Raw genomic sequence first — 14,622 nt, 5'->3', positions numbered from 1 at the left:
AGGTGAGCGAGCGCCGTGACGATAAGATCCTCGCCATCTGCTCTTGAGTGAGCAGCGGCTTCACAGGCGGCTGGCTGGCTTGAATCTGGGACATCATGAGGCATGCAGATAGTAAGCGAAGACGACACCGGGGGAAAGGGAAGAGTTGAGGGGCATTTGCGGCGATTTGCCAACCACCGCAAACTCTTACTTCAGTCCCAGCACATCCTGCATGTCATACAGTCCCGCTGGTTTCCCCGCCAGCCATTGGGCCGCACGGACAGAACCTGTGGCAAAGGTGTCACGGCTGCTGGCTTTGTGCGTGAGCTCCACGCGCTCGCCCACATTGGCAAAAATCACCGTGTGATCGCCCACGACATCGCCGCCACGAATGGCGTGCACCCCGATTTCCTTCGGCGTGCGGGCTCCCACATCGCCAAAGCGGCCATGCTTGCAGTCCTTGTCATACTCCAGGCCACGCACATCCGCGAGGATCTCGACCAGCGTGCGTGCAGTGCCGCTGGGGGAGTCCTTCTTCATGCGGTGATGCATCTCCACGACTTCGAGATCGAAGTCCGGGCCGAGCAACTCGGCGGCTTTGCGTGTCAGCCAGAACAAAGTGTTCACGCCGATGCTGTAATTCGAGGCGAAGACGATCGGCAGGGCCTTGGAGGCTTCGCGAATGTGGGCCAGTTCCTCATTGGTGTGGCCGGTGGTGCCGATGACCAGGCTCTTCCCTTGCTTGAGGCATTCGCCCAGCAGTTCATCGCAGAAGGTGTGGGAGGAGAAATCGATCACGATGTCCGCTTTCGCGAGCGCCGGGGACAATGCATCGCCCACGTCCACGGTGGAGGCGACGGTGACGTTTTGAGCCTCGGCGGCACGGATGATGGCCTGGCCCATGCGGCCTTTGCTGCCGGTGATGAGGAGTTTGATGTCGGACATGATGAGCGGGGTTGATAAACGGGACGCAGTAATTATGCAAGAGGCGGCTGAACACTGTGCAGTGGGTCGTGCAGCAGGATTCCATCGAAGTCAGCATTCGGAGAGCGTTCCGCCGGAGGCCAGAACTGGCCGCTGCGAATGCGCTGCACTGCCTCGGCGGCACACTGATGCGCGGCGTCGATCAGTTCTGCATCAAACCCCTCCCACGGCAGAATGGCGGTGTCCTGAATGCTTTTCGGCAGCGCGAAGTAGGCCACGCTGCTGATGGACTGACCGCGCTTCTGCAGGGCGGCAGCGTAGAGCGGCAGCTGCAGATCCAGCCACAGTCCGCGCCTGCCATCGGGCAGGTCAAAGCACTTCCATTCATCCGCCTCGGTGAGCTTCGTGCGGGCCGTGATCACTTTGACATGCGCCTCCTGCGGCGTGCGCGGTTTGTCCGAACTCTTGAAATCGACGATGCGCAGGGTGCCGTCCACATGGCGTTCCACCCGGTCAATTCGGCCTCTCAAACGAGCTTCGGCGATGAGGAAGGGCATGGCATCCTCCTTGTCGCCGATAAGCAGCTCCGCATCAATGCACTGCCAACCTTCCTGCCGGTTCCTGGCTTCGATCTCCGCCGCTTTCCGCAGCCGCTGCAAAATGCTTTCCAGCTGCAGCGTGATCAGTGGCGCAGGTCGCTGACCATGAATTTCCCTCACCCGGTCACGTGCTGCGGCTTCCAGGCAGTCGGCTATGTGTGCGGGGTGCGTGCTGTCGCGCATGCCGGGGTCCAGACTCAGCCGATGAAACGCATGATGAATGAGATTGCCAAACTCAGCGGCATCCAACTCACGTTTGCCCGTCTCGATGGAGCTCATGTTTTTCGTGCAGCTCAGGTAGTAGCGGAACGGGCAGCTCAAATACTCGCGCAGGCGTGAAGGCGAGATCGTGTCCAGCGGCTTCGCGCTCCAGTCCGGCTGCAGCTTCCACGCCAGCGTGCGCGGCGGTTCGGCTGCGGAAGGCTGATCCTCCTCCTTCGGAAACAGATGGGCCACGCGCTGCGGCAGCACCGCGTTGTCGCATAAAAACAGCAGCCGGGAGGGGCGCAGGGCATCGCCATCTTCGCTCCACTGCCCGCACAGCAGCCGCAGGCGTCCGCGTTTACCCAGACGCTGCTGCGCCAGCGCGGCGAGGATGAAGGCATCACGCGCGAAGCGGGTGTTTTGACACGGCAGTCCCAGCGCCTTGCGCAGGCTGTCCGGCAGGAACGGATGGCTGATGAAGATGCCCGGCACATGCTCTTCATTGAGACCGGTGACGATCAAGTTCGGCGACTTTTCCCACAGCAGTTCAAGCCAGCCCTGCAGCACCAGATCAATGTCCCCACGCGGCTCAGCGAGACGGCTCTGCGCGAGGCATTCAAGTGACAGCGAGAAGGTGTCTTCAGCCTTGGGCTGCAAACCAAACCGTTGCGCCTCCTGCTCAAGCTCTTCCGTGATGCGCAGCCACTCCGTGGCCAGTTCTGTTCGTTCACGATCACCAGGGGCATCGGGATTGAATTCCTGTTCGCCCAGCAGCTTCAAGATCAGCGTGCGTGCCGCTTTGGAGGGAGAGAGCCGGCGCAGCGAATCAAGCAAGGCGAGCGTATTCTCAATGGCTGGCAGCAGGGCAGGGCAGTCCGCCAGCGGCAGTTCCAGCGCATGCGCCAGAGTCACGGGCAGATGCTCAGCGGCAAAGTCATCCGCCTCGCGCAGCAGTTGGGCCGTACTCTCATTGCCTGGAATGACGGCTTTGCGAAATTCCTCAATGCGCAGCAGCGCGGCAAAGGCACGCCAGGCCCCAGAACTCAGCAGCAGGCGGAAACAATCCAGCACATGCCACATGCCCTCACGCTGCACCGGAATTCCACCCGGTTCAAAACTGCGCGCTTCCTCCAGCGTCAGCTTTTCCAGCAGCAGGCTGCCGACTTCCGCGTCGCACACACCCAGCGCCGTGCGGCCCGTCGGCACGAGCTCGCGCATGTGATCCAGCGTCAGCGCTGCCTGCGTGGCAGGATCGCGCGCCACATGGATCTGCTCATCTTGAAACGGCAGGCTGCACCCCGCGTCTTCGCCCCAGCATTCCGGCAGGGGCCGTCCGCTGGCGTCAAAGGTGTGCGCCATCGACTGCGGGGCCTGAATTGCGATGTCCACCTGCAGTCCGCGTTTGGCACAGCCAGCGATCCAGTCATCCAGCAGCGGCGGCAAATCCGGTGAGGCAAGAACGACAATTCGCCGCACTCCCTCCGGCACCGCCGGTTCATGCGCATACCCACGCTTGAGCACCTGTGCATCCGCCACTTGGGCCTGCGCAAGTTCCTCAAAGTACACCCGCTCGATCTTCGCGAGGTCCTGCCAGCGTGCGGCCTCGCGCTGCGCAGCGGGATGGTCAGCGGTGTCTGCAAAAGTGAGCCCCCCCGTGCCGAGCAGCATTTTGAGTTCCGCCAGCATGCGTGCCGTTTCCGCTTGCCAGCCCCAGCCGGAAGAAGTGGGTGCCTTGGGAAACAGCGCCGTGAGTGAATCCAGCGGCACCCGTTCGAGCGCCCGCTGCCACGCCATCTGTGACTGCACCGCAGTCGCTGCTTCAAAGCGGCGTGTCTGCGGCAGCAGCGCCTGCTCCGGCAGCCAGAGATGCGGAACGATGGCGGCGGTCCCCGTCTCATTCGTCACCACCGCCAGCGCCTCGCGCAGGCGTCGTCCGGCTTCACCGTTTGGCACCAGCAGCAGCGTGCTGCTGAGATCCAGCGCACGCGCAGAATCCCAGTCGCGGCAGAACAATGCCACGGCTTGGTCCAGCACGGGTGCATCCCAGCCCCAGAACAGCCGCTGGATCTGGGCGCTCATGAGTGTTCCAGCTTCTTGAGGATGTCGTTCACGATCTCCTCGGGCGTCTGATCAATGGAAACACGGATGATGTCGGGCGTCGGGTCCAGCGTGGCCAGTTGGCTGTCCAGCAGAGTAGGCGGCATGAAGTGCCCTTTGCGCCCCGCAAGACGGGTGGCGATGAGTTCCTTCGTGCCGTCCAGCAGCACAAAGCGCAGCGTCTCGGGCTGATCATGCGCACGCAGCTTGTCACGATAGATCGGCTTCAGCGCGGAGCAGGCCAGCACGTAGTTCGGCGTGAGGTGCCGCATGTCCTCGATGCGCTGGCGCAGCGTCGCATACCAAGGCCAGCGGTCGTCATCATTCAGCGGTGTGCCTGCGGACATCTTGGCCTTGTTCGACGGCGGGTGGAAATCGTCGCCGTCCTCGAAGACGCCTTCGAGCCTGGCGGCCAGCAGGCTGCCGACGACGGACTTGCCGCTGCCGGAGACGCCCATGATGATGATGGTTTTTAGATCGGGGTGGAGCATGTGTGAAGGTGATTTTTGTGAAGCTTGACCGTGGGGCATGCCACGCTGAGGGTGCGGGCCGAAGCCATGAAATACTCGATCCTGACCGCTCTTCTGGTGCTCGGCACCGCCTTTGCCACTGCTGAAGACAAACCTGCCGCTGCCAAGGAGATCATGCTCTTCAACGGCAAATCCCTCGACGACTGGGAGTCCGTGGACGTCGGCGGCAGCGGTGAGGTGGAATTGGAGGGTGGTCTCATGATTATCAATCAGGGCGAGAATGTGAGCGGTGCCATTTACAAGAAAGCTGCCGCACTGCCAACGACCAACTACGAGATCACGCTGGAAGCCAAGCGCATGCAGGGCGTCGATTTCTTCGTGGGCCTCACCTTTCCCGTGGGCGATCTCAAACACTGCGCCAGCCTGATCTGCGGCGGCTGGGGCGGCAGCGTGACCGGCATCTCCTGCATCGACGGCATGGACGCCTCCGACAACAACACCTCCAGCTACCAGCGTTACAAGGATGACGAGTGGTACGCCATCAAGCTGCGCGTCACCCCGAAAAACATCAGCGTCTGGCTGGGGGACAAACAGATCATCGACGAGGACATCGAAGGCAAAAAAATCAGCGTTCGTTCCGGCCCCATCGAAAGCTACCTGCCGCTCTCGCTCACGACCTTCAATACCATGGCCGCGATCCGCAACGTCAAGCTGACTCCGATCACAGAGCCGAAGTGATGCCACCGATCTCTGCGCTGCGCCTCCTCGCTCTCGCATTTTGCGGAGCCTTGACCTCCTGCCACTCCGTCCTGCGCGTGGAGGTCACGCGCGCCGAGACCGAGCTCACCACGCGCGAGAAGCGGCACATGGCCGCGCTGCTGGATGAAGTGGCCTCTGGCTGGGACGGCATGCAGCACGGCAAGTCCACCGTACGGCGGGCAGCCGAGGATCGCTATGAAAATGCACTCGCCAAGTTTCTGCGTGAATGGGACTCCCATCAGTGCCCGCGCTACTGGCAAAGCGGCACCGAGTTCATCTCCAGGCAGCAGTCCTTTCAGATCGAACTGACCAACGAGACGAGTGCCAAACGCGAGGTGTTGCCCAAGCAGCTTGACCAACTCCTGCTCGCTTCACGCAAACGGTCACGCGGGGATGACACGCTTTCGGAGCGGTCCGGCCTGGGCGTGCCCGTCGTTGGCCACATCTACCGCACGGACACCACGCGCAAAGAGCAGCCCTTCCTGCCACCAAACGGTGGCAACCTCACCCTCACCGCCGTGCTGGAGATGGCGGATGATGACGCCGATCCCGCCACCCCACGGCGCTGCCGCCTGCATTTGCACGATGCCCTCAACGTGGAAACCGTGAAGGTGCAGAGTGATGAGCGCCTGCTCGCGGCAAACTTCACCGCAGCCAAGGATCTGGCCCTGTCCAAAAAATCCCTCGGCCTCTTTTCATTGCTGGGGTTGTTCTATCCCGAACGCACGCTGGGAGACAGCCATCTCTACTGCATGGACGGCTATGATCCCCAGCGCATCCCCGTCGTCTTTGTGCATGGCCTCATGTCGGATCCGCACATCTGGCTGAACGCCGTCAATGCCATCAGCTCAGACCCCGAACTGCGCGCCAAGTATCAGCCTTGGTACTTTTTGTATCCCACCGGCCTGAGTGTGCCGCAGACGTCCGCACGCCTGCGCAATTCGCTGCAGCAGGCCCGTGATTACTTCGATCCTGATCATAACGATCCCGGCATGAGCCAAATGGTGCTGGTCGGCCATAGCATGGGCGGGCTCCTCAGCCGTATGCAGGCCATCGATCCCAAAGACAAGCTGTGGGACGCCATGTTTCGCAAGCCGCCGGAGCAGTTGGACGTTTCGGAGCCTGTGCGCGCGCGCATCGTCAGCGCCCTCAAATTCAAGCCTCAGCCCGAGGTGAAGCGTCTGCTGTTCATCACCACGCCACAGCGCGGCAGCAATCTCGCCGGCAAGAACATCGTGCGTCGTCTCGCCTCGTTCATTCGCCTGCCGGTGGATACGCTGCTCATGTCACAGCAGTTGCTCAAGGGGAACACCGACGCGCTCTCGCCGCAGATTCGCGACTGGGGCTTCTTCGCCTTCCTCAGCATCGGCACCCTTTCCAATGAGCATCCCTTTTATGATGGGCTGAACGCCGTGCCCATTCCCGTGCCCTACCACTCCATCATCGGTCAGTTTGGTCGCAAGCCCCTCCTAGAAAGCTCCGACGGCGCAGTCCCCTACTGGAGCGCCCATCTGGAAGGCGCGAAGTCCGAAAAAGTCGTCCCCTGCTGGCACGGCTGTGTCGAGCGCCCCGAAGTGGTGCAGGAAGTCGTCCGCGTCCTCCGCGAGCACCTGCAGGAAAGCGGGCGCATAGCACGCTGAACACCTCAGTGTTTGTCGTTCAGCCTTCTGAACTCAGGATTTTTTGACCCTTTTTGCGTTTTTTGCGGCAATTCAATTCTGATGGCACCGACTTGTCCGCATGGAACCGCCGCGAAGTCACGTTCTTGAAATAACACCCCCATGAAACCTTTCCTCCTTTCCGGCCTGCTGGCCGCCGCAGTGCTGGCTCATGCCGATGATCTCCCTTTCACCCAGGTCCCCACTGAGTTCGCCGGCCAGTTCTCACCGGGGAAATCACCCCTCGTTTTCAAAGACGGCAGCCAGGTGAAGAAAACAGAAGACTGGCCCAAACGCCGCGCCGAAATCCTCGCGGACTGGCATGCCATCATGGGCGCATGGCCTGCGGTCATTGAGAAACCAAAAATCGAAGTGCTGGAAACCACACAGCGGGAAGGGGGCATCACCCAGCGCAAGGTCCGCGTCGAAATCGCCCCCGGACAAACCGGCGATGGCTACCTGCTGCTCCCTGCGAACGAGGGCAAGCGCCCTGCCGTCTTCGTGCCCTACTACGATCCCGAAACAAGTGCCGGCCTCAGCACCAAACCATTGCGCGATTTCGCCTGGCAGCTCGCGCGTCGCGGCTTCGTCACGCTCTCCATCGGTTCACCCGGCGGAGATGCACGCAAGCCCGTGCTGAGTGAGGCTGCCAAGTGCCAGCCCCTCTCCTACCTCGGCTACATCAGCGCCAACATGTGGCAGGCGCTCGCCTCGCTGCCCGAGGTCGATGCTGCCCGCATCGGCATCGTCGGCCATTCGTATGGTGGCAAGTGGTCGCTGTTTGGCTCCTGCCTCTGGGACAAGTATGCCTGCGCCGCGTGGAGTGATGCGGGCATCGTCTTTGATGAAACACGTGGCAGCATCAACTATCAGGAGCCTTGGTATCTTGGCCTTGATCCCGCCCTCACCCGCAAGCCGGGTCTCGTCAGCGCCGAAAGCCCGCGCACCGGCGCTTACAAGACGCTCATCGAACAAGGTCACGATCTGCAGGAACTGCATGCCCTCATGGCACCGCGCCCTTTCCTCGTCTCCGGCGGCGCCGAAGACCCGCCAAAACACTGGGCCGCGCTCAATCACGCCATCGCCGTAAATCAACTTCTCGGCGTCACCAGCCGCGTGGCGATGACGAACCGTGAGAAGCACGATCCCAACGAGGAATCCAACGAGCAGATCTACCGCTTCTTCGAATACTGGCTCAAGCCGTGAGCCAGGGGGCTGGCGGCTCGTCCAGTCTGCCCGAGTTTTGTGCTTTGGGGCAAACGCGGCACTTGACGGGGGGCGGCTCTGTCCACGAAGGTACACTTCCACCACCCCGACCAGCTTTTTGTCGAGATCATGCCCGAAATTACTTCTTCAGCTGCCACTGCCGATTCTGTCATCCATGCCGCTCGCAAGGCGGTGGAGGTTCAGCGCGAAGCTGTTAAGGAGTTTCCGGGGAAAGCTCCCGGTCTGGTGCGCGCGCTTCAGGCGCTGGGAGATGCCCAGCGCGACGCGGGCGACATCGCCGGAGCGGAAGCGTCCTTTCTCGATGCTCTGGAGGCTGGGAAAAAGCTTGAAATGCCGGCGGATGTGATGGCCAATGTTCGCACGAGTCTCGCGACTCTGCTGGATTTCAACGGGCGGGAGGCGGATTCGCTGCCCTATTACGAGGAGGCGATCAGCAACCACGAAGCCTTGGGCGGTGACAATCTCGAGGTGGCGGCCCAGCTGCGCAACAACCTGGCCATGACCTACAAGTGCATGGACAAGTTTGCCCTGGCGGAGCAGCACTACCTGCGTGCGCTGGAAACCTTGGAAAACAAGCGCGGGCGTCAATCCGAGTCCGTGGCCTGCGTATTCAACAACTTGGGCAGCCTTTACTACGCGGCCGGCTTTCCAGATCAGGCCAAGGAAATGTTTGAGGACGGGCTGCAGATCCGCATCGAGGTCCTCGGTGAGAACCACCGGGATGTGGCCCAGTCCCTCTGCAATCTGGCCACGGCATGCCATGAACTTAAGGATAATGAGGCGGCTCAGCAGCATTTTGAGAAAAGCCTGAGGATCTTGGAGGCCCAGCTGCCCCAGGAAGAACGCAGCTATGAGGCCATCGGGGCCGATTACGTCGCCATGCTTGAGATCATTGGCGAGGAAGGCAAGGCCAGCGCCTTGAAAAAGCGCATGGAAAAGGTTCTGGCGTCAGTTTGATGCACGGTGGCGTTTGCCAAACGCTTCGTCCGCATGAAAGGTAGGAGCGGAAATGATTTCATCACCCCCTTTGCAAGAAAAAACCTGGACCGGCACCGCGGTGTCCGATGGGGTTGCGCATGCGGTGGTGCATGTCCTTAAGGATCACTTTGATGAACCGGATGAGGATACCATCGAGCCCGGGACGGAAGCTAACCAAATGGAGCGCCTGCATGCCGCTCTGGCCGTCACAGCCAAAGAGATCGAGGAACTGCAGCGTGTGATGGCAGGGGAGCACGGTAGCGCCGAAAGCGAGATCTTCGAGACTCATCTTCTGATCCTGCAGGATTCCACGATTCTGAAGCAGACGGAAAAAACCGTGCGCGAGCAGCAGGTGTGTGTGGACTGGGCCTACTACAAGCTCATGTGCAAGCACATGGACGCCCTGCGCGGGCTTTCGGACGCCTACTTGCGTGAACGCTTTCTGGACGTGAAAGACGTGACGCATCGCGTCATGCGCCATTTGCGCGGAGAACTTCTGGATCACCCGATGTTTGATGAGCCGGTCATCGTCGTGGCGCATGATCTGACCCCTTCCGATACCGTGCAGCTGGACCGCAGCAAGGTCCTGGGCTTTGCACTGGAGACGGGCAGTGCCGTATCGCACGCGGCCATCATCGCCCGCTCTCTGGCACTGCCAGCGGTGGTGAGACTTCATGGCATCTGCGATGAACTGCACAGCGGCGACACCGTCCTGCTGGACGGTGAAGGCGGATTGCTGATTCAAAATCCAACGGCTGAAACCCTGGCGCGCTACCGCCTGCGGGAAGAGCAAGCTGAACGGCGCGAGGATGTCTTTCAACTGGAACGGCACAAACCCTCCCTCACACGTTGCGGCACCGCCATCTGCGTGGGTGCGAATGCGGAATTCATCGAGGAAATGAAGATCGTGGAGGACAGCGGCGCCGAGGAAGTCGGGCTGTTCCGCACGGAGTTCCTGCATCTGGAAAATCCGGATGCCACCGAAGATCAGCTGACCAAGGCCTACAGCAAAGTGGTGCAGTCCCAGGCTCCGAAGCGCGTCGTGTTCCGCACCCTGGATCTCGGCGGTGACAAGGTGGACGAACGTCTCGCTGTGGAGCCGGAGCCCAATCCCTTCCTCGGCTGGCGCGGCATCCGCCTTTCACTGGGCCGGCTCGATCTCTTCAAGCGCCAGCTGCGTGCCCTGCTGCGTGCCGCCGTGCATGGTCGCGTGGGCATCATGTTTCCGATGGTGTCCGGCGTCCAGGAAGTGCTGGAGGCAAAAGCCGTCCTCAACGACTGCGCGGATGAACTCACCGCAGAAGGCGTGGATGTGCCGGATGAGATCGAGATCGGTGCCATGATCGAGATTCCCAGCGCAGCCCTCTCCGCAGATTTGATCGCGGCAGAAGTCGATTTCCTCAGCCTCGGGACGAATGACCTGATTCAATACACCATTGCGGTGGACCGGCTCAATGACCGTGTGGCAAAGCTTTACCAGCCCACCCATCCTGCCGTGCTGCGGCTCATCGGCATGTCAGTCAAGGCGGCGCGTGCGGCTGGCATCCGCATCGGCATGTGCGGTGAGATGGCGTCGGATCTGACGCTCACTCCCTTGATGATCGGTCTGGGATTGAATGAATTAAGTGTGGCCACCACGCAAATTGCCCGTGTGAAGCATGCCGTGCGTCGTCTCGACGTGCCGGAGTGCGAAGCTCTGGCTCAAGCCGTCCTGACATGCACCAGCCCGGCCGAGATACGGGCTCTCAGCCGGGCTGTGGCGGACAAGAACTATCCCGAATTGTTCGAGTAGTCCTTTGGTTTTGAGGGGATTAAGCAGCGAGCTTGGACTTGCTCTTGCGCATCAGCTTGGCTGGCTTCGGAGCCATCGTGGGGCGGAAGGCATCACCAAAGAGATACTGGCGGGCGCTGTCCACCTGGCCCATCACGCGGCGGTGCCATTTGGTGTATTCCTTGCCCAGGCGTTCCTCGGCGTCATCGTGCTGCAGGGCGCTGTCGAGGCTCATGCGCTCAGTGCTCAGTTCGGCCTGGAAGGTGATTTCTGGGATGTGCAGCTCCACCGCCTCAAACATGTCCATCACACGCGCGGCATAGCTGGTGTCCCAGACCTTGTCGTCTTCGTCATAGCAGCTCGTCACCAGATGGGCGATCAGGTATTCGGCGTTGTCGGAGTAAACCTCCGCCGCATCGATGACCGAATCAAAGCTCTCATGATCAACCGTCACCGGCAAGACCACGGAGAGGGCCACTCCCGCCGCCTGAAGAATCTGGTCCATTTCGCAGCCTTGATAGAACTTGTTGAAGAATTCACCCAAGCCCGTGCTCACGTCCAAAATGGTCAGCGGGGAGGCATCCACATGGGCGAGGAAAGATCTCGGGGTCAATGAACTGGCATCAAGCGCGGTAACACCGGAAGCATTGTAGGAATCCTCTTCGGTGAGGGAGAGGAGCTGATGAGAGACTCCATACTGCTGGAGGTAACGGTGGAAGCAGAGCGCCAGGGTGCTCTTGCCGGTGCCAGGATAATCGTTTTGGATGAGGATGAGCTTCTTCATAATGATTTTCTTAAATTACAAAGTTATTATGGTGGTTATAATAAACATTGCAAGAATAAATATTTCGCATTTCCATAATTTCAACACCCTAAGGATATCTTTAGGAGCTGGAGGCTAGTAGATTCAAGGCTTGGAGCGTCATTCGCCCAATGGTGAAAAAAGTGACTCAAACCTTGGTCGAGCCGCCCCTTTACCCCCGGTGCACGCTGCAAATCTCCTTCGGACTGCCTAATTCAGCGCCAAGCCGTCCTTGCACAGCGGAAATGAGGCTCTAATATCGCGCTCGGCGCACCTCCTACCCCGTGGTGTAATGGTAACACAGGAGATTTTGATTCTCTCGTTCAAGGTTCGAATCCTTGCGGGGTAACCACCACAAATAGGGTGTTGGATTGGGTGACATCCACTTCTCACCGCCACCCATCATCGGGCGGCAGTGGCAGCAGCACCCGTGAAACTCTCATCCGTCAGCGTCTTGAGAAACGCCACGAGATCCGCTTTCTCCTGCGTCGTGAGTTGAATGCCAGCCTCCGGATGCTTGGCCAGGTTCGGGTCCAGCGTCGCGCTGCGTCGCACCCCGCTGCTGTAATGCTCCACCACTTCCTCCAGCGTGTTGAAGCGACCGTCGTGCATGTAGGGCGCGGTGAGTGCCACGTTGCGCAGGCTCGGCGTTTTGAATTTCCCACGGTCAGCGGCGTTCTTCGTCACCGCCATGCGTCCGAGGTCATCCTCCGCAAGTTCAAGCCCGTTGCTGGCAAACGGCTGGCTCGTGAACAGCGTGCCTCCGTGGCAGTGAAAGCAATCCGCACCGCGCAGCCCGCGCTTGGGATCAAACTCCGTCACAAAGAGCTGCAGCCCGCGCTTCTCGCTCTCGCTCAGTTCCGCCACCTTGCGTGCCGCACGGTCAAAGCGTGATTCCTGCGAGACGAGTGTCAGCAAAAACTGCTCCAGCGCTTTCGCCACACGTTCCGGCGTGATCTCTGCGGAGCGAAACGCCTTCGCAAACGCCTGCGTGCACTCCGGATCCGCGCTCAGCTTGGCGATGACCTTGGGCAGCGTCTCATTCATCTCATGCACATCCTGGATCGGCATCAGCACCTGCTCCCGCAGCGTGGCGGCACGCCCATCCCAGAAGAAAGAAGGCTGCCAGGCCAGATTGAACAAAGGCATCGCATTGCGCTTCCCCATCTGCTGCTGCGCACCGAGGCTGAAACGCCGTGCATCGGCAAAGGCACGCGCTTGGTCATGGCAGGAGGCGCAGGACTGCGTTTGGTTGACCGACAGCCGCGCGTCATGAAACAACTGCCGGCCCAGCGCCACGCCTTCCTGCGTCAGCGGATTGTCGGACGGCAGCTGCACCTGAGGAAAACGCTGCGTCATCGCCGGGGTCAGCGCATGAGTGCCAGCGGGAAGGGGAGCAGGCTTGGTGGCAAACGCCGGTGTCTGATACACATCGTAGTGCATGCTGCGCACCCGGAACGCCTTCTCGATGTTCGCCTTGAGCTTCGCCGCGAGGGCATCACCCGCGCGCGAATGGGTCGAAGTACCATCTTTGGCAAAGTCGATTCCTGCCAGCGCTCTCTGCACATCAAACCCCAGCACCACCGTCAGCGGTCGCCCTCCACGAAAGGCCACTGGCACCTCCACCGTCATCAACTGCGGCGCATTGGCAATGTGATACGAGAACCCATTCTCCTTGCCGTCCTTCGAGAATCGGCCTTCCAGCGCCATAAAAATATACCCCCCCTGCCAGCCCCAGTGCAAGCCGTTGACCTGAGGATTGAGCGCATGAGTGGGCGCATAACCATTCGGGTCCGATTTGTTCGTGGCCTCATCCACACCGATGCGAAAGCGGATCCCCTTGTACTCGCCCGCTGGCATGCCTGAGACCTTCGCTGTCTGCCGACCCGCCGCAGCACTCAGGTACGCAAACCAGTCCTTCGACTCCAGCCAGGTGCCGTCCTCTTTTTGCAAAGCCAGCCCTGAGAGCAGACAATCAAGTCGCGTCACCTGGCTACCCCCCACAACTTCCAGCGGTTCATCCAGCCGTAGCGACTGACCATTCACCATGGGCACGATCTGCAACTGCAGGTCCTGCCCCCATGCAGACAGCGCGAGCATCCAAGTCACCATCGCCCAAGCCCCAAGTGGCACCATGGAAAGCAGAGTTCTCATGAAGATGCGGTGCATAAAAGACGCCCTTTATCGGTGGCCGCACACTTTCTAGAATGAGCCTGGAGTCACAAGTCAGGTATTTGTAAGACGGAGACACACGGGCCGCCGCGTCCCAGCTGTGGCCTGAGTGCCATGCCTTAAAGTCAGCTCACTCGGTTTGAGTACTACGGACCCGGCATTGAGAGGACTTAGTCCGCCTTCAGCCAATCCGACGGCGACGACGCAGTGTCCATGCCAGGCCGCAACTCGCAATGAGGACGGCTCCGCCGGGCTCCGGCACGGGGGTAAAACCACCGATCACGAGCCCATCCTGCCAGTTGTTCGGGTCGGCTTCGCTATAGAAAGTATTAACGGTGAAGTAGCTGTGCTGGGCCACGTAGCTGTCGAAAAAGCCCGGGGTGTCTTTGGAGGCCACGTCACTCAGGATGCTCTGGAAAAGCGCAGAGCGGGCGTCACCCGTCGGCGTGCCGAGCGTGGCAAAGTAGTCCAGGTAGTCGCTCATGTCCGTGAAGTCCGACTTCGGAGGCTTGCCTGCGGTCTGCGAGAGGAAGTCCTGAATGGCGAACATCGCATTGAAGAAAGGGTCGTTGTTACCGAAGTCATGGTAGTCGCCGCTCTGCTCGAGGAACCGGCCCGAGGCACCAGCCAGGGTGTTCCAAGGCAGATACGTGTCGAGAACGTACTCCATCACGGCCACTTGTTTCGGAACGATGCCGGAATAGAAAAGAGGATCGGACTGGTAGATGTTGTTCCGTTCAACGTTCTGCACTGTCCAGCCATTCTGAAGCGACAAGGTGTCTGCGCTGATGGTCTGGTTGCTCAAAGCAGGCTCGCCAGGCTCGATGCAAAACCACCAATAGGTCTGCCCGCCAATGACATACTCGCCAATCGCATCGCCATTGTTATCCAGTCCGGTCACGCTGACGGTTGCAGCCGTTGCCGTGACGGTGCAGGCCGCAAATAACAGGGGAATGAGACTTCGGAATGTCATTGTTATGTG

11 protein-coding genes and 1 tRNA gene are annotated in these 14,622 nt (G+C 60.4%); 6 read left to right on the top strand and 6 right to left on the bottom strand.

Translation table 11 applies throughout. From position 1 onward, the window contains the following. Nucleotides 1-186: 186 nt before the first annotated feature. The 3 genes from dapB to AC24GY_RS08195 are packed head-to-tail and all read right to left on the bottom strand — an operon-like array spanning nt 187 to nt 4,294. Nucleotides 187-924, bottom strand: coding sequence for a 4-hydroxy-tetrahydrodipicolinate reductase (gene dapB, locus AC24GY_RS08205; protein ID WP_487681879.1), 738 nt, complete (start codon nt 922-924; stop codon nt 187-189). 32 nt (nt 925-956) lie between these two features. Continuing rightward, nucleotides 957-3,785, bottom strand: a complete 2,829-nt coding sequence (locus tag AC24GY_RS08200; protein WP_487681877.1) for a PD-(D/E)XK nuclease family protein — start codon at nt 3,783-3,785, stop codon at nt 957-959. Further along, nucleotides 3,782-4,294: a gluconokinase gene (locus tag AC24GY_RS08195; protein WP_487681875.1), complete on the bottom strand. Its 513-nt coding sequence runs from the start codon at nt 4,292-4,294 to the stop codon at nt 3,782-3,784. The genes AC24GY_RS08200 and AC24GY_RS08195 overlap by 4 nt, the downstream gene beginning before the upstream one ends. A gap of 66 nt (nt 4,295-4,360) precedes the next feature. Here AC24GY_RS08195 and AC24GY_RS08190 point away from each other — a divergent pair, with 66 nt between their 5' ends. The 5 genes from AC24GY_RS08190 (at nt 4,361) to ptsP (ending at nt 10,687) form a co-directional block, all read left to right on the top strand. After that, the gene (locus tag AC24GY_RS08190; protein ID WP_487681873.1) at nt 4,361-5,011 is read left to right on the top strand and encodes a 3-keto-disaccharide hydrolase; all 651 of its coding nucleotides are present in this window, start codon (nt 4,361-4,363) and stop codon (nt 5,009-5,011) included. Next, nucleotides 5,011-6,672, top strand: coding sequence for an esterase/lipase family protein (locus AC24GY_RS08185; protein WP_487681871.1), 1,662 nt, complete (start codon nt 5,011-5,013; stop codon nt 6,670-6,672). Before AC24GY_RS08190 ends, AC24GY_RS08185 begins: the two co-directional genes overlap by 1 nt. A gap of 141 nt (nt 6,673-6,813) precedes the next feature. Continuing rightward, nucleotides 6,814-7,896 carry an alpha/beta hydrolase family protein gene (locus AC24GY_RS08180; RefSeq protein WP_487681869.1) on the top strand — a complete coding sequence of 361 codons (1,083 nt, stop codon included), beginning with the start codon at nt 6,814-6,816 and terminating at the stop codon, nt 7,894-7,896. A 129-nt stretch (nt 7,897-8,025) separates the two neighbouring features. Continuing rightward, nucleotides 8,026-8,874 carry a tetratricopeptide repeat protein gene (locus AC24GY_RS08175; RefSeq protein WP_422318653.1) on the top strand — a complete coding sequence of 283 codons (849 nt, stop codon included), beginning with the start codon at nt 8,026-8,028 and terminating at the stop codon, nt 8,872-8,874. 52 nt (nt 8,875-8,926) lie between these two features. Further along, nucleotides 8,927-10,687: a phosphoenolpyruvate--protein phosphotransferase gene (ptsP, locus tag AC24GY_RS08170; RefSeq protein WP_487681866.1), complete on the top strand. Its 1,761-nt coding sequence runs from the start codon at nt 8,927-8,929 to the stop codon at nt 10,685-10,687. A gap of 19 nt (nt 10,688-10,706) precedes the next feature. Here ptsP and AC24GY_RS08165 read toward each other — a convergent pair whose 3' ends face one another. Further along, complete coding sequence (locus AC24GY_RS08165; RefSeq protein ID WP_487681864.1) at nt 10,707-11,450, bottom strand: hypothetical protein; 744 nt, start codon at nt 11,448-11,450, stop codon at nt 10,707-10,709. A 296-nt stretch (nt 11,451-11,746) separates the two neighbouring features. Between AC24GY_RS08165 and AC24GY_RS08160 the strand changes: the two genes are divergently transcribed. Further along, nucleotides 11,747-11,820 (top strand) — tRNA-Gln (locus AC24GY_RS08160). 50 nt (nt 11,821-11,870) lie between these two features. Here AC24GY_RS08160 and AC24GY_RS08155 read toward each other — a convergent pair. Together AC24GY_RS08155 and AC24GY_RS08150 are read right to left on the bottom strand one after the other, a co-directional pair. Continuing rightward, nucleotides 11,871-13,622, bottom strand: coding sequence for an MbnP family protein (locus AC24GY_RS08155; RefSeq protein ID WP_487681862.1), 1,752 nt, complete (start codon nt 13,620-13,622; stop codon nt 11,871-11,873). Nucleotides 13,623-13,821: 199 nt separating this feature from the next. Next, a complete protein-coding gene (locus tag AC24GY_RS08150; RefSeq protein ID WP_487681860.1) occupies nt 13,822-14,613 on the bottom strand; it encodes a hypothetical protein in 792 nt (263 codons plus the stop codon). Nucleotides 14,614-14,622 lie beyond the last annotated feature (9 nt).

This window comes from Prosthecobacter sp. Pr1, assembly GCF_057652315.1.
Note: the sequence above shows the minus strand (reverse complement) of the source record. Positions and strands in the feature narration are given on the sequence as shown.

Bases quoted from the DNA above. Each gene is read 5' to 3' on its own strand.
- AC24GY_RS08150 (WP_487681860.1), bottom strand. From the start codon at position 14,613: ATGACATTCCGAAGTCTCATTCCCCTGTTATTTGCGGCCTGCACCGTC.
- AC24GY_RS08165 (WP_487681864.1), bottom strand. From the start codon at position 11,450: ATGAAGAAGCTCATCCTCATCCAAAACGATTATCCTGGCACCGGCAAG.
- ptsP (WP_487681866.1), top strand. From the start codon at position 8,927: ATGATTTCATCACCCCCTTTGCAAGAAAAAACCTGGACCGGCACCGCG.
- AC24GY_RS08200 (WP_487681877.1), bottom strand. From the start codon at position 3,785: ATGAGCGCCCAGATCCAGCGGCTGTTCTGGGGCTGGGATGCACCCGTG.
- AC24GY_RS08175 (WP_422318653.1), top strand. From the start codon at position 8,026: ATGCCCGAAATTACTTCTTCAGCTGCCACTGCCGATTCTGTCATCCAT.
- AC24GY_RS08185 (WP_487681871.1), top strand. From the start codon at position 5,011: ATGCCACCGATCTCTGCGCTGCGCCTCCTCGCTCTCGCATTTTGCGGA.
- AC24GY_RS08155 (WP_487681862.1), bottom strand. From the start codon at position 13,622: ATGAGAACTCTGCTTTCCATGGTGCCACTTGGGGCTTGGGCGATGGTG.
- dapB (WP_487681879.1), bottom strand. From the start codon at position 924: ATGTCCGACATCAAACTCCTCATCACCGGCAGCAAAGGCCGCATGGGC.
- AC24GY_RS08190 (WP_487681873.1), top strand. From the start codon at position 4,361: ATGAAATACTCGATCCTGACCGCTCTTCTGGTGCTCGGCACCGCCTTT.
- AC24GY_RS08180 (WP_487681869.1), top strand. From the start codon at position 6,814: ATGAAACCTTTCCTCCTTTCCGGCCTGCTGGCCGCCGCAGTGCTGGCT.
- AC24GY_RS08195 (WP_487681875.1), bottom strand. From the start codon at position 4,294: ATGCTCCACCCCGATCTAAAAACCATCATCATCATGGGCGTCTCCGGC.